The sequence below is a fragment of the Corynebacterium auriscanis genome (assembly GCF_030408435.1).
Classification (GTDB): Bacteria; Actinomycetota; Actinomycetes; order Mycobacteriales; family Mycobacteriaceae; genus Corynebacterium; species Corynebacterium auriscanis.
Genome location: NZ_CP047046.1, coordinates 2,192,081 through 2,205,115, shown reverse-complemented (window position 1 = coordinate 2,205,115; position 13,035 = coordinate 2,192,081). Strand labels below are relative to the sequence as shown.

The 13,035-nt window shown below is 60.4% G+C and carries 14 protein-coding genes; 11 read left to right on the top strand and 3 right to left on the bottom strand.

What is annotated here, in order from left to right; genetic code table 11:
• Positions 1 to 31 precede the first annotated feature (31 nt).
• From rplB to CAURIC_RS09365, 11 genes are all read left to right on the top strand, one after another.
• Positions 32 to 874, top strand: coding sequence for a 50S ribosomal protein L2 (rplB, locus tag CAURIC_RS09415; protein WP_035113619.1), 843 nt, complete (start codon positions 32 to 34; stop codon positions 872 to 874).
• A 16-nt stretch (positions 875 to 890) separates the two neighbouring features.
• Positions 891 to 1,169 (top strand): 30S ribosomal protein S19, encoded by a 279-nt coding sequence (gene rpsS / locus CAURIC_RS09410; RefSeq protein ID WP_010269028.1) that lies wholly within the window; start codon positions 891 to 893, stop codon positions 1,167 to 1,169.
• Positions 1,170 to 1,171: 2 nt separating this feature from the next.
• Positions 1,172 to 1,534 (top strand): 50S ribosomal protein L22, encoded by a 363-nt coding sequence (gene rplV, locus CAURIC_RS09405; protein ID WP_013889222.1) that lies wholly within the window; start codon positions 1,172 to 1,174, stop codon positions 1,532 to 1,534.
• Positions 1,534 to 2,277: a 30S ribosomal protein S3 gene (gene rpsC, locus CAURIC_RS09400; protein WP_013889221.1), complete on the top strand. Its 744-nt coding sequence runs from the start codon at positions 1,534 to 1,536 to the stop codon at positions 2,275 to 2,277. Before rplV ends, rpsC begins: the two co-directional genes overlap by 1 nt.
• 5 nt (positions 2,278 to 2,282) lie before the next feature.
• The gene (gene rplP, locus CAURIC_RS09395) at positions 2,283 to 2,699 is read left to right on the top strand and encodes a 50S ribosomal protein L16 (RefSeq protein WP_020441956.1); all 417 of its coding nucleotides are present in this window, start codon (positions 2,283 to 2,285) and stop codon (positions 2,697 to 2,699) included.
• Positions 2,699 to 2,932 (top strand): 50S ribosomal protein L29, encoded by a 234-nt coding sequence (gene rpmC / locus CAURIC_RS09390; protein WP_013889219.1) that lies wholly within the window; start codon positions 2,699 to 2,701, stop codon positions 2,930 to 2,932. Before rplP ends, rpmC begins: the two co-directional genes overlap by 1 nt.
• Positions 2,929 to 3,207, top strand: coding sequence for a 30S ribosomal protein S17 (gene rpsQ / locus CAURIC_RS09385; RefSeq protein ID WP_035113621.1), 279 nt, complete (start codon positions 2,929 to 2,931; stop codon positions 3,205 to 3,207). The genes rpmC and rpsQ overlap by 4 nt, the downstream gene beginning before the upstream one ends.
• Before the next feature lie 242 nt (positions 3,208 to 3,449).
• On the top strand, positions 3,450 to 4,403 hold the full coding sequence (locus tag CAURIC_RS09380) for an ABC transporter substrate-binding protein (RefSeq protein ID WP_035113622.1): 954 nt from the start codon (positions 3,450 to 3,452) through the stop codon (positions 4,401 to 4,403).
• A 48-nt stretch (positions 4,404 to 4,451) separates the two neighbouring features.
• Positions 4,452 to 5,495 (top strand): FecCD family ABC transporter permease, encoded by a 1,044-nt coding sequence (locus CAURIC_RS09375; RefSeq protein WP_052094937.1) that lies wholly within the window; start codon positions 4,452 to 4,454, stop codon positions 5,493 to 5,495.
• Positions 5,492 to 6,688, top strand: a complete 1,197-nt coding sequence (locus CAURIC_RS09370; protein ID WP_235700702.1) for a FecCD family ABC transporter permease — start codon at positions 5,492 to 5,494, stop codon at positions 6,686 to 6,688. The genes CAURIC_RS09375 and CAURIC_RS09370 overlap by 4 nt, the downstream gene beginning before the upstream one ends.
• On the top strand, positions 6,689 to 7,471 hold the full coding sequence (locus CAURIC_RS09365; protein ID WP_035113623.1) for an ABC transporter ATP-binding protein: 783 nt from the start codon (positions 6,689 to 6,691) through the stop codon (positions 7,469 to 7,471).
• A 33-nt stretch (positions 7,472 to 7,504) separates the two neighbouring features.
• Here the strand turns inward: CAURIC_RS09365 and CAURIC_RS09360 are convergent, their stop codons facing one another.
• Genes CAURIC_RS09360 through CAURIC_RS09350 form a run of 3 tightly spaced genes read right to left on the bottom strand, consistent with a single transcriptional unit; the run spans position 7,505 to position 12,997 of the window.
• A complete protein-coding gene (locus tag CAURIC_RS09360; protein ID WP_035113624.1) occupies positions 7,505 to 9,937 on the bottom strand; it encodes a GNAT family N-acetyltransferase in 2,433 nt (810 codons plus the stop codon).
• Entirely contained in the window at positions 9,937 to 11,436 is a 1,500-nt protein-coding gene (locus tag CAURIC_RS09355) for a SidA/IucD/PvdA family monooxygenase (RefSeq protein ID WP_290182621.1), read from the bottom strand. The genes CAURIC_RS09360 and CAURIC_RS09355 overlap by 1 nt, the downstream gene beginning before the upstream one ends.
• The gene (locus CAURIC_RS09350; protein ID WP_290182619.1) at positions 11,429 to 12,997 is read right to left on the bottom strand and encodes a pyridoxal phosphate-dependent decarboxylase family protein; all 1,569 of its coding nucleotides are present in this window, start codon (positions 12,995 to 12,997) and stop codon (positions 11,429 to 11,431) included. Before CAURIC_RS09350 ends, CAURIC_RS09355 begins: the two co-directional genes overlap by 8 nt.
• Between the last annotated feature and the right edge of the window lie 38 nt (positions 12,998 to 13,035).

Sequence of the window (13,035 nt, the reverse complement as noted above, 5' to 3'; positions counted from 1 at the left end):
AGAGACCGAAAGGTAAAGAGGAAGCAAAAGTATGGCTATTCGTAAGTACAAGCCGACTACGCCGGGTCGCCGCCAGAGTTCTGTCTCCGAGTTCAACGAGATCACCCGTTCGACTCCTGAGAAGTCTCTGCTGCGCCCGCTGTCGAAGACCGGCGGCCGTAACGTTCACGGCCACATCACCACCCGCCACAAGGGTGGCGGTCACAAGCGTCGTTACCGCGTTATCGACTTCCGTCGTAGCGACAAGGACGGCGTCCTGGCAAAGGTTGCTCACATCGAGTACGACCCGAACCGCACCGCAAACATCGCCTTGCTGCACTACTTCGACGGTGAGAAGCGCTACATCATCGCACCTCGTGGTTTGACGCAGGGCACCGTTGTTGAGTCCGGTCCAAACGCGGACATCAAGGTGGGTAACAACCTGCCTCTGCGTAACATCCCAGCCGGTACCGTTATCCACGCTGTGGAGCTGAAGCCAGGCGGCGGCGCTAAGATGGCCCGTTCCGCTGGTGCCTCCATCCAGCTGCTGGGTAAGGAAGGTAAGTACGCAGTTCTGCGTATGCCGTCTTCCGAAATCCGCCGTGTTGACATCCGTTGCCGCGCCACCGTTGGTGAAGTTGGCAACCAGGATCAGATCAACATCCGCTGGGGCAAGGCCGGCCGTATGCGCTGGAAGGGTGTTCGCCCAACCGTCCGTGGTGTCGTGATGAACCCTGTTGATCACCCACACGGTGGTGGTGAGGGTCGTACCTCTGGTGGTCGTCACCCTGTGTCCCCATGGGGCCAGAAGGAAGGCCGCACCCGTAAGCCCAACCGTCCAAGCGACAAGATGATCGTTCGCCGTCGTCGCACCAACAAGAACAAGAAGCGCTAAGAGGAGGTAGTAGAGAATGCCACGTAGCCTCAAGAAGGGCCCATTCGTCGACGAACACCTCCTCGCGAAGGTGGACGCTCAGAACGAGAAGGGCACCAAGCAGGTCATCAAGACCTGGTCCCGTCGCTCGACCATTCTGCCTGATTTCATTGGCCACACTTTCGCCGTCCACGACGGTCGCAAGCACGTGCCAGTGTTCATCGATGATTCCATGGTCGGACACAAGCTAGGCGAGTTCGCCCCCACGAAGACCTTTAAGGGTCACGTGAAGGACGACAAGAAGGGTCGTCGATAATCATGACTGACACCGTGAATTCCGCACGCGCAACCGCGCGTTTCGTGCGCGTCACCCCAATGAAGGCACGTCGCGTGATCGACTTGGTCCGCGGCAAGTCCGTTGACGACGCGCTGGCTATCCTGAAGTACGCTCCGCAGGCTGCTTCTGAGCCGGTTTACAAGGTTGTTGCATCCGCAGCAGCTAACGCAGAGAACAACTACGGCCTGGACCGTCGCTCCCTGGTTATCTCCGAGGCTTACGCCGACGAGGGACCAACTATGCGTCGTTTCCGTCCGCGCGCTCAGGGTCGTGCTTTCCACGTCCGCAAGCGCACCAGCCACATCACCGTGGTCGTCGAGAGCCAGAAGGGAAGTGCTCAGTAGTGGGCCAGAAAATCCACCCCCACGGCCTCCGGCTGGGTATCACTTCCGAGTGGCGCTCCCGCTGGTACGCCGACAAGCAGTACGCTGACTACCTCGCCGAGGACATCAAGATCCGCGACTTCCTGTCCAAGGGTCTTGACCGCGCCGGCATTGCCGACGTTGTCATCGAGCGCACCCACGACCGTGTCCGCGTGGACATCCACACCGCCCGTCCGGGCATCGTAATCGGTCGTCGTGGTTCCGAGGCCGACCGCATCCGCGGTCAGCTCGAGAAGCTCACCGGTAAGCAGGTTCAGCTGAACATTCTTGAAGTTAAGAACATCGACGCCAATGCACAGCTGGTGGCACAGTCCATCGCTGAGCAGCTGACCAACCGTGTAGCCTTCCGTCGTGCTATGCGCAAGGCTATCCAGGGTGCAATGCGCCAGCCACAGGTCAAGGGCATCAAGGTCGTATGTTCCGGCCGCCTCGGCGGCGCAGAAATGGGTCGCACCGAGCGTTACCACGAGGGTCGCGTTCCACTGCACACCCTGCGCGCCGAGATCGATTACGGCACCTACGAGGCCCACACCACCTTCGGACGCATTGGCGTCAAGGTGTGGATCTACAAGGGTGACGTTGTCGGTGGCCGTCGTGAGTCCCTGATGAACGCACGCGACGATCGCCCACGTGGCGGTCGCCGTGAGCGTCCACGCCGCGGTGGTGCACGTCGCCAGCGCGCCGAGAAGAAGCAGGAGGGCTAAAGCTAATGCTTATCCCTAAGCGCGTTAAGTTCCGTCGCCAGCACCGTCCGCACCGCAGCGGCGTGTCCAAGGGCGGCAACCGCGTGACGTTCGGTGACTACGGCCTGCAGGCCCTGGAGCCGACGTACATCACCAACCGTCAGATCGAGTCCGCTCGTATTGCCATTAACCGTCACGTTAAGCGTGGTGGCAAGGTATGGATCAACATCTTCCCTGACCGCCCACTGACTCAGAAGCCACTTGGTGTTCGTATGGGTTCCGGTAAGGGTCCAGTCGAGAAGTGGGTTGCTAACGTCAAGCCAGGTCGCATCCTGTTCGAGATGTCCTACCCCAATGAGGAGATCGCTCTCGAAGCTCTGCGCCGCGCTGGCAACAAGCTGCCTTGCAAGGTTCGTATCGTAAAGAAGGAGGATCAGTTCTAATGGCTACCGGAATTCCGGCATCTGAGCTCCGTGAGCTCACGAATGAAGAGCTGACCACCCGTCTGCGTGAGTCGAAGGAAGAGCTGTTCAACCTTCGCTTCCAGGCTGCGACCGGCCAGCTGTCCAACAACCGTCGTTTGGGTGTAGTAAAGCGTGACATCGCCCGCATCTACACCGTTTTGCGCGAGCGCGAGCTCGGGCTGTCTACCAACCCAGGTGGTGACGCAGCATGAGTGAGGCAACCTTGACTAAGAAGGAAAAGGGCGCACGTAAGAATCGCGTGGGCTATGTCGTGTCCGTCAAGATGAGCAAGACGATCGTCGTCGAACTCGAGGACCGCAAGCAGCATGCCCTGTATGGCAAGATCATGCGCACCAACTCTCGCGTGAAGGTTCACGACGAGAACGACACCGCCGGTGTTGGCGACCGCGTTCTGATCGAAGAAACCCGTCCATTGTCCAAGACGAAGCACTTCCGCCTCGTCGAGATTCTGGAGAAGGCTCGCTAGATTCCTCTGGTTCGCGAGGGAGACCTTGTGACCAGATTGACCCCCCATCTACTTGGCGTTTCCGCCGAGTGGGTGGGGTTTTCTTTTTGAGGTCACCCTAACTATTGTAAGCGTAGCCTTACCTTGGTAGTGTGTGCGGTCGTACCCCTTTTGTGGGCGTCTGCTGTCGTTCTCCGGCTTTTTTATCGACGCCTGCAGTCCGTGCGTCTATTCAGACCGCCATATTTCAAGGAGATTCACATATGACCCACCGATCCACCCCCCGCCGCTGGGCCCGCATCACCGGCGCGCTGTTAACTACGTCGGCGCTACTGTTGGCTGGCTGCTCTCGTGCTGAGGACAATGCCTCCACCGAGGCTGGTGGCAAGAGTCAAGAACGCATCGCCAGTGTCGGTCTAGGCGACTCGGATACACTGCTGGCTCTAGGCATTCAGCCAGTACTCCTCGCGCCGTGGGGTGCAGAGGGAGATGTAGCGGACTCGGGCGTGGGTCCATGGGCTGAAGACCTGCTCAAGGGAGAAAAGCCAGCCAAGGTATTCAACACTGCCTCCGGTTTCACCTCGGAGGTTCTAGAGAAGATTAGTGCTGCTGATCCCGACAAGATCATCGCGGTGAACCAAGCCGTGGATGCGCAGGCAAAGAAGTCCCTTGAGGACATCGCGCCCACCACCGTGAAGCCCGAGGGGGCTAAGGATTGGCAAATTCCGTGGCAGGATCAGGTCGAGCAGATCGCCGATGCCGTGGACAAGGAGGGCGAGGGTGACAAGCTCATCAAAGACACTCAAAAGTCCTTTGATGATTTCGTAGCTGAGCATCCGGAGCTCAAGGGCAAGAAAGCTGCAATCGTCATGCCTTACCAGGGCAAAATTGGTCTTTACACCTCTGGCGATGGACGTGGTCAGTTCATAAAAAACTTGGGGTTTGAAATCCCGGCAGATCTCGAAGGCAACAAGGGCGAGTTCTATCGTGATATTGCTCCCGAAAACTACGACCAGCTCAACGCCGTTGATTACCTCTTTGTCTTGGATTACAAGGGCGCAGCGGATGCCTTGCGAAAAGATCCGACCTTTAGCGCCCTGGACGTAGTGCGGGAAAACAAGGTGCGCTGGCTGTCCGAGGATGTGGGTAACGCTATGAGCATGCCTAACCCAGTGACTATCCCGTGGGCAGTGAAGGAATTCAACTCTGCCCTCTAACTGCAAAGACACTTGCAGTGTGCCCCTACCATCCCTGTAGAGAGTCTCATGTCCTCATTAACCCGCACCAAAGTGTTCACGCTCTGTGCCGGTGTGTGCGTGGTGTTGTGCGCCTTGGCCTCCGTGTACTTGGGCGCCCGTTCTTTTTCTCTTTCCCAGACCACCGCGATACTCCTTGAGGGGCCCAATGCATCGGGGAGCAACTCCGTTGTGAACCAACAAGATCATGGCATCATTTGGGATTTACGCGTGCCCCGAACTCTCTTGGCGCTCGTAGTTGGCGCGTCGCTGTCAGTTGCTGGCGCAGTGGCTCAGAGCTGGACCCGGAACCCACTGGCCGATCCCGGCATCATAGGTGTGAATGCGGGCGCAGGTTTCGCTGTGGCGGTAGCGCTGACGGCGGGCGTAGCGAATTCCATAGGAGAACGCGCGGTGTGGGGCATCGTCGGGGCGGCGCTCGCGTCGGCGATTGTGCTGATCGTGTCCCGCGTTTCGCGCGATCCGCTGACCTTGGTGCTCGTGGGAGTTGGCGTGACGTTCGCGCTGCAAGCTGCCACACACTTGCTGAGTTTGTATTCCTCGGACACGTTGGAAGGGCTACGCCGCTGGACTGTGGGTTCTACCGCAGGTCGAGGGATGCAGGATGTTGCCTTGGCCACGGTGGGTTGCGCCACGGGGTGCGTGATCGCAGTGATCGTGGCTCGCTCCTTGGACGTGTTGGCGATGGGTGAAGAGACCGCGCAGAGCCTGGGAACATCTCCAGAACGCGCGCGCAGCCTCGCGGCGCTGGCGATCATTGTCCTGGCAGGTACGGCAACGGCCACTGTGGGGTTGGTGACGTTTGTGGGATTCGCGGTGCCTCATATCGTTAGACGTTTCACGGGCCCTGCGCTGAGTCGTATGTTGGCGCCGACAGCGCTAGCAGGAGCTGCGACGGTGCTATTTGCTGATATCGTGGGTCGGTTCGTCCTGCAACCAAATGAACTGGAGATGGCGATTGTCTTAGCGATCGTCGGAGCACCGTTGATGATCGCCGCGGTGCGTTCGCCACGTCGCTCCAAGGCACTGCTGCAGGAGGGTGTGACCGTATGAGTTCCGCAAATACAAACCCCACAGAGGCCATGGGCTCGACAGAGCCGAAGAACCCTGCTGACCCCACTTACCCGGCCAATCTCGCGGACCCTGCGGACCCCACTTACCCGACCAATCCCGCGGACCCCACTAACCCAACTAGCCATAATCCCGCCGACCCCTTGCAGGTGCAGCGGTGGCGGCGCATCCGGCGCGTGTGGCTCACCGCCGCGGGCTTCGCACTCCTCGCATTGCTGAGCTTCTTCGTCCTCCTGGGTATCGGTGAACTATCGCTGACTCCCATGCAGGTCGTGGAGATTCTCACTGGTGGTGGGGAGCGACAAGCGGTGAACGTCGTGTGGGACTTGCGCCTACCTGTGGCGGTTGCCACGGTCGTGGTCGGCGCGGCGTTGGGATTCGCTGGCGCATGGACACAAACCATGTCCCGCAATCCCTTGGCCAGTCCCGACATCCTCGGTGTTTCTGGGGGTGCGGCGGTCTTCGTCGTGGCCGGCACGGTCTTGGCCCGTCCACAGTGGAGCGAGGCCATCCCGACGATGTGGTGGCGTGCGGCACTGGCACTGGTCGGGGCCGGGGTGATCGTGGTGTTGTTGCTGATACTCGGCGGTTTCGGGACCTCCCAGCGCGTTATTATTGTGGGTCTGGCTCTATCCTTCCTCACCCAGTCCATCGTGCATTATCTACTTCTGAAAGCCGACATCACCCGCGCTGCCGATGCCCAGACATGGCTGGCCGGATCAACAGGTTTCGTTCGAACGGAAGCTCTCCCTCCCTTGTTCCTGGGACTGGTCCCCAGCCTTATTCTCGGCGTGTTGTTCGCCCGCGATCTTCCCTTGCTGGCTCATGGCGACGCCACCTCGACCAGCCTGGGGATCAATGTCCGTAGGACGCGAATGTTGATTCTTATCGCATCAACGGGGATGGTCGCGGTCGTGGTTTCGGTCGTAGGTCCCATCGGATTCGTCGCCCTTCTTGCGCCGCAGATGGCCAGAATCGCCGCCAGCACCCCGACACCCTCTCCGCTGGTATCTGCCACAGCAGGAGCTGCACTCATGACGATCTGCGCGATCATCGCGGGTTTGTTGCCGATTACCGCCCCGGTGGGCTTGGTCACTGCCATTGTCGGTGGGCCCGCGCTGGTCTGGCTTGTCTGGAATGCTGCCCGCCGTAGTGGCCTGAAAGGAGTTCGTTAAATGAACGTCTCGATTGAACACATCACCGCCGGTTACGGCGATGGTCCCACGATTGTGAAGGATGTGTCCCTCACTGCACCACAGGGGCGCGTTACCACGTTGCTGGGCCCCAATGGCTGCGGAAAATCCACGCTTCTCAAGGCCATGTCGCGATTGCTCACTCCCACGTCTGGTCGTGTTCTCTATGGTGAGATCGACATTCACACTCTGAGGGCACGCGAAGCAGCGCAGACTGTGGCACTGTTGCCACAGCATCCAGTTAGTCCTCCCGGGTTGACTGTTGGGGAGCTAGTGGAAAGAGGGCGCCACCCTTATCGAAGCCGAATGTGGGGGGCCACGTTGGCGTCGGATAAAGAAATCATTCGGAAGGCCTTGGAACAGACGGATACGGCGGCGCTGGTAGACCGCGACGTGGCGGAACTCTCCGGTGGTCAACGTCAACGCGTGTGGTTGGCGATGGTGCTGGCACAAGATACTCCGGCGGTGTTGTTGGATGAACCAACCACGTTTTTGGACCCCGCGCATGCGATTGAGGTGCTCACGCTGGTGCGCCAGTTAGCGGAGCAGGGAAAGACCGTGGTGATGGTGCTGCATGACCTCACGCTCGCCGGAATGTTTAGCGACCAAGTGGCCGTGATGAAAGATGGGCAACTCATAGCGGAAGGTACACCGCGACAGGCTCTGACGGAGCAGGTCTTGGCCGAGGCCTACGGTTTACGGGCCGAGGTGTGGGAAGACCCGCAAGGGGCAGCACCGATCATCGTGCCACGGTCGGTGGTGTAGCTGGGGCTGGGGCCGGTAGCGGGTTGTGCCCCGCTACTCGGACAGGGGGTTTGCTATATCTCCCGCGTAGATCAGTGAAGAGTTTTGGTCGCCCAGATCCACCATTGTCAGGGGATTGCGCAACTGCAGTCGGTTTAGGCAAGAGTGGCGGAATGTCTCGCTGAGCAGGGGCAGCCGATCGAGAGTACCCGGGTGACTGGTCTCGTAGTCTTCAACACAGGTACGCACGGCTTCCCAGAACTCGGCGTCCGTCAGTAAGTTGTGGTCCGCCATGAGGGCGGCGAGGTGGCGCAGCACGCCATCGAGGATGTCCGTGTGGATCGAGAGGGCGCGTTGTGCGTCATCGATATCACCGTGGTCGGCCTGGATCCGGGAGATCTCGTCGGGCAAGTCTTGTTCCCGATGCACCACCGCCACTTCTTCGCCGAGGTCCTTGAAGAATGACCCCACCGGCAGGCCCTGTCGCAGACGGAGAATGATGTTCTCCCCGTGGGGCATGAACACAATATTGTGGCTGGCTAGGGCGTGAATGGCCGGCCAGAGATAGACATCGAGTAGGTGGCGCAGCCACGTGCGGGCGTCCGTGCCCGCTTGGTGGATCCATTCGCCGACGAGGGTATTTCCTTCCGCGTCGACGTGAAGGACCGATGCCAATGTGACAGCCAGCTCCGTCGATTCCAATGAACCGATGGGCGATTCGCGCCACAACCCCGCCGCCATCTTCATGTGCTCGCTGGGCTTCGAACCCGTTAGGGGTTGACTGCGGTGGTAGACGTCGGCCACGTATCCCACGGTGGCGATTTCGCGGAGCAGCAGCACGCCGTGGTCCACAAACTCGGAACTGGTGCCGATCGTGTGTTGCAGCCAGTCATTGATCGCCGGTGTGGATTCCATGTAGGTGGAGGACAGGCCACGCAGGAAACCCATGTTCCGCACCGCAACCGCAGTTTTCACATAGGGCTGCAAGGGGCGGGAGTGATTAAAGAACGTGCGCAGGGACTGCTGCGGGCGGTAGAGATCATCGCTGGTGCCCACAAAGAGAAGCCTTCCGCTGGCGATATCGCTGGCAAAGGTTGTGGTCATGCGGTGATTCCATTGCCACGGGTGGATGGGGATCGGTAGGTAGTCCGCGGGGTCGCCGCCCGCCTTTCCCACTGTGGTGCGGAAGCGTTCCCACATGTTAGCGCCCAACTGTTGCTCCCAGAACCGCCAGTCTTCCTGGGGTAGGTCGTGGCTGAGAGCGTGGACACAGGAGGACTTGTGGGCCGCCAGCCACACCAGAGGCCCCGCGGTTGAGAGCTCCGGGGCCCAGGAGTTGAGATCGCCCTCGCTCATTCCGCCTCGGCCGGAGTTGGCGATGAAACTGGGGTGCCCGTCCACCATGGATGCTTCCACGAACTGCAGATGGTCGGCTTGGGTCTGCGGGTTCATGTGCTCCGGAAGATCACGGCCACTGAGCTGGCGGGCCGTGGGGCGTTCACGGTGCAACACCCGGCCGCGGGCGGCCAAGGTGGCCTGCACTTCTTCGAGGTAAGTATGTAAGAACTCCGGGGCGATGCGCAGTTCCTCGCTGGCCTCGGCCAGAAGGTCGGGCAGCATCGGAAGGGCGGAGGAATCCGCGCAGCGGAGGCTGGATGGATCGATACTGAGGTGCTCCAACCGGTGCGGGGTGGCACGGAATGCAATCACACGGGAGCCGAATCGGACCTCATGGGTTGGCGCACCGGGATCGTCCGACGTACTGTCCATGCAGGTGGCGGTGAGCAGGCGCTCGTGGACAAACTCGCGGATGGCCTTGGCGAGGAGCTGGCGGTTGGCTTCCTCCATGGCTGCGGAGGTGAGGTGCTCGGCGGGCGTCGCCGCCACTGCGCGCTCGGTCACTGCATGACTGGCCAGTTCCGACGCCCGAAATCGCAGAGCGTGGCAGTGCTGAATGCGGGCAATCTTTTCCTCGCCCCCGAGGGTCAACGGCGTGCGTTCTAACCCAGGGATGTCCACAAAACCAGCCAGGGCATTTTTGGCCAGGATCTTGTGGTTGCCCGCATCCGGTTCAACCACAACCCGTTGAGCACCGCGCTCATCGAATAACCAACGCATCGTTGCTGCAAAGATCGAGTTCGTGAAACCGGGGCGGGGCTCTGTGCCTGGCGGCGCCACGAGAATGTGCATACCCATGTCTCCGGCCGCATGGCCAACACCCGGAACATCATTCACAACGACCTCGGCGGGATCATACGTCTCAACCAGCGCCACGGGTTCGTCATTGAGGTGCAGCAACCATGCTGCCTCGTGTGCTGCGTCTGCGATGCGCCGGTACTCCCGTCCTACCTCGTCAACATTCGCATTCAGCGAACCCCAGTAAGCAGCGTGTGGTGATGTAAGCCAGCTGTGCAACAGCGCCACATCACGCGGTATCCGCACAGGCGTGATCGTAATGCGACCGTGAGGTGTGAGGATTCCCCGCATCACAGGCCCTCACCTCCGAACGTTTGAAACGCAATGTCCTTTTCTATCGGATAAACCTCACGACCGGTGATGCTGGCCAAGATGATCGAGTTACGCCACGGGCCCATGCCGAGGTCCGGAGAAATCAACGAGTGAGTGTGTTCTTCCGCGTTCTGTACGTGAACCGTGCCGGCGTCGTTAATAGAAAAATCAGTGCCCACCGCACAACGACCAGCTGCATCGACATTGAGTGAGCCGTGCACAGAGGAGAGGAAAGGGGGAATTGTGGGAGCGCGGTATCCGGTGGCCAGAATGAGAGCATCGGAAGCGTGTACCCCGGTGGAGCCGGACTCCGTGTGTTCTACTCGCAGCCGATGAACCCCGGTGGACCCGTCCGTAGGTTCCGCGCCGGGAGCCCACGCCACCGCGCATCCCGCGCGCAGAGTCGAGGGCAGGTTGCCCGTGCGGGAGAGGCGATAGAGAGTGTCGTAGATCTCGTTGACCGTGTCACCCGAGATGCCCTTATAGAGGCTGCGTTGTTCGCGATTCGTACGATCGCGGGTGGCCTCCGGTAGTGCGTGGAAGTAACGGGCGTAATCCGGGCTGGTCATTTCCAGGGTGAGCTTGGTGTATTCCATGGGGAAGAAGCGCGGGGAGCGGGTGAACCAGTCTAGGCGCTTGCCCTGTTCGGCTCGCTCCTCGATAAGGTCCAAGTAGATTTCCGCAGCGGATTGGCCGGAGCCGATGATGGTGATGGAGTTGGCCGAAAGAACCTGCTGCTTGCGATGCAGATAATCTGCGGAGTGCAGGACGTTAGGTGCGTTGAGTGCGGCGGCGAGATCGTCGGGTACGAACGGTTCCGTGCCCACACCGATCACGAGGTGCCGCGCGTGAATCTGGCCCGTACCGCCGGGGTGAGAATAGGTGACGGTGAAGGTGCCATCTGCTAGTTGATCCACGTGATCTACGCAGTGTTTCCAGTGCAGGGTGCCCAGCTGCCTGGCGACCCACGCGCAGTAGTCAGAATACTCCGCGCGGAGAGGATAGAAATCTTCCTTAATGAAGAAGTGGTGTATACGGCCCTGCTGCTTGCAGTAATTCAAGAAGCTATACGGGCTGGTGGGATCGGCCATCGTGACGAGGTCGGCCATGAACGGCACTTGGATGGTTGCCGTGGGCAGCATCATGCCTGGGTGCCAGCAGAATCCGTCCCGCTTATCGAACACGGCGAGGCTGAGCTCCCCGGACTCCACGAGGGGCTGGGCGAGGGCCGCGAAGCCCAGATTGAAAGGGCCCGCGCCGATTGCGAGGACATCCACCTGCTGGGGTGCGGGATGGGATGGGCGAGGGTCGGGTTGGGATGCAGGTTCTGGCTGCGATGTGGGCTGTGGTTGAGGCTTGGGCTGTGCGTGGGATGCAGGCTGTGGTTGAGGCTTGGGCTCTGGCTGGGTGGCAGGTTGTGGTTGGGATACAGACTGCGGTTGGGATACAGACTGCGTTTGGGGAAGGGAATTAGGCATGAGTTGGAGCCTCCATTGTTGAGTTGTCGACAGCTGGGGTGCCAGCGGTTGGGTTGGCAGCAGCCGAGGTGGCGCAACCCACGATGAGGTCGAGGATGAGCTGGATGTCGTTGGTGGAAAGAGTTGGGTCCAAGATGGTGAACTTCAACCAGCTGTCGCCGTCTATGACCGTGGTGGCAATGACGGCTTCTCCTCGGTTGTGCAGCACTCGCTTGATGTGTTGCGGGGAGGGGGCATCGGGGTGTGTCGGACGGAAAACGAGCGTGGTGAGCTGCGGGTGTTCCAGTAGTTCGAGGTGGGGGTTGTTCTCGATCAGTGCGGCTGAGTCTCGGGTGATCTTGCAGCACGTGTCGAAGGCAGTGCCGATCGCTTCGGCTCCGTGTGTGCGCAAGGTAAGCCAGAGCTTCAGCGCATCAAAGCGGCGGGTTGTCTGCAGGGAGAAGTCGGCGAGGTTGAGCTCGCCGGAGCCCTGCGGATTGAGGTAGTCCGCGTGCCACGAAATGTGGCGGAAGTCCTCCGGGGTGCGCAGCAACATGGCAGAACACGCCACGGGTTGGAAGTAGGTCTTGTGGAAATCCACGGTGATGCTATCGGCAGATTCGATTCCCTTCAGGCGGTGCCTTTGAGTGGGGGAGACCAGCATGGCACCCCCGTACGCGGCATCCACATGCAGGTGCAGGGAATGTTTACGGGTGATGCTGGCGAGGTCATCAAGAGGGTCGATGGCACCGAGGTCCGTTGTGCCGGCGGTGGCAACCACCGCCATGGGAACTAAGCCGTCGCGGGAACACTCAGCGATGGCTTCTTCTAGTGCAGCGGGTGACATCCGATGGTGGGTATCTGTGCCCACCACTCGTGATCCGGTGGTGGGGTGAAGCCCCAGGATGTTGGCTGCCCTGGCCACTGAATAGTGCGTGTCGGCCGTGTGCAGGATGCACAGGCGGGAAAGCGTGTCATACCCGTGGGCTGCCAGCGCCTTGTTACGGGCTGTGAGCAGTGCTTGGAGATTCGATTGAGTTCCACCGGAGGTGAACACTCCGTGGATGCCCGTGACCTGCCAGCGGAGGCTTTCACACAACCAGTGGACGATTTTCTGCTCAATGAGCGCCGCGGATGAGGCCTGATCCCACGACTCCACCGCTGTATTGACTGCGCTGGCGATCGTTTCCCCGGCCACAGCAGTTGAAGAAATGGGGCAGTTGAGGTGGGCGATGTAGCGCGGGTGGTGGTACCAGACTGCGTGGTCGAGCCAGAGTGTGCGCAGTTCCGCGATGCTTGCGCGGAAGGAGCCGAGCGGGTTTGCGAGGTCAATGTTGCGGACTGCGGCCTCGAGTTGCCCCACCGGGGTGGCACTGCAGGGACCGTGTTCCTCGGTGAGGTAGTCCGTGGCTACGTGTGAGGCTGCAGCGAGCACGTCGCCAAGGCGCGTGGGTGACATTCCGACGAGGTCATCGGTGAAGCTGATGCGTTCGGGGACTGTGCCACGGGGATGCCCGGGGTCGGCCGGTGGGCCTTCTTGGGGTGACCCGACGTGGGTTGACTCGTGAGTTGAATTGAGCATGTCCCGCAGCGTAGCAAGGGTAGGCTTACCTAATATAA

Bases quoted from the DNA above. Each gene is read 5' to 3' on its own strand.
- rplB (WP_035113619.1), top strand. From the start codon at position 32: ATGGCTATTCGTAAGTACAAGCCGACTACGCCGGGTCGCCGCCAGAGT.
- rpsS (WP_010269028.1), top strand. From the start codon at position 891: ATGCCACGTAGCCTCAAGAAGGGCCCATTCGTCGACGAACACCTCCTC.
- rplV (WP_013889222.1), top strand. From the start codon at position 1,172: ATGACTGACACCGTGAATTCCGCACGCGCAACCGCGCGTTTCGTGCGC.
- rplP (WP_020441956.1), top strand. From the start codon at position 2,283: ATGCTTATCCCTAAGCGCGTTAAGTTCCGTCGCCAGCACCGTCCGCAC.
- rpmC (WP_013889219.1), top strand. From the start codon at position 2,699: ATGGCTACCGGAATTCCGGCATCTGAGCTCCGTGAGCTCACGAATGAA.
- rpsQ (WP_035113621.1), top strand. From the start codon at position 2,929: ATGAGTGAGGCAACCTTGACTAAGAAGGAAAAGGGCGCACGTAAGAAT.
- CAURIC_RS09380 (WP_035113622.1), top strand. From the start codon at position 3,450: ATGACCCACCGATCCACCCCCCGCCGCTGGGCCCGCATCACCGGCGCG.
- CAURIC_RS09375 (WP_052094937.1), top strand. From the start codon at position 4,452: ATGTCCTCATTAACCCGCACCAAAGTGTTCACGCTCTGTGCCGGTGTG.
- CAURIC_RS09370 (WP_235700702.1), top strand. From the start codon at position 5,492: ATGAGTTCCGCAAATACAAACCCCACAGAGGCCATGGGCTCGACAGAG.
- CAURIC_RS09365 (WP_035113623.1), top strand. From the start codon at position 6,689: ATGAACGTCTCGATTGAACACATCACCGCCGGTTACGGCGATGGTCCC.
- CAURIC_RS09360 (WP_035113624.1), bottom strand. From the start codon at position 9,937: ATGCGGGGAATCCTCACACCTCACGGTCGCATTACGATCACGCCTGTG.
- CAURIC_RS09355 (WP_290182621.1), bottom strand. From the start codon at position 11,436: ATGCCTAATTCCCTTCCCCAAACGCAGTCTGTATCCCAACCGCAGTCT.
- CAURIC_RS09350 (WP_290182619.1), bottom strand. From the start codon at position 12,997: ATGCTCAATTCAACTCACGAGTCAACCCACGTCGGGTCACCCCAAGAA.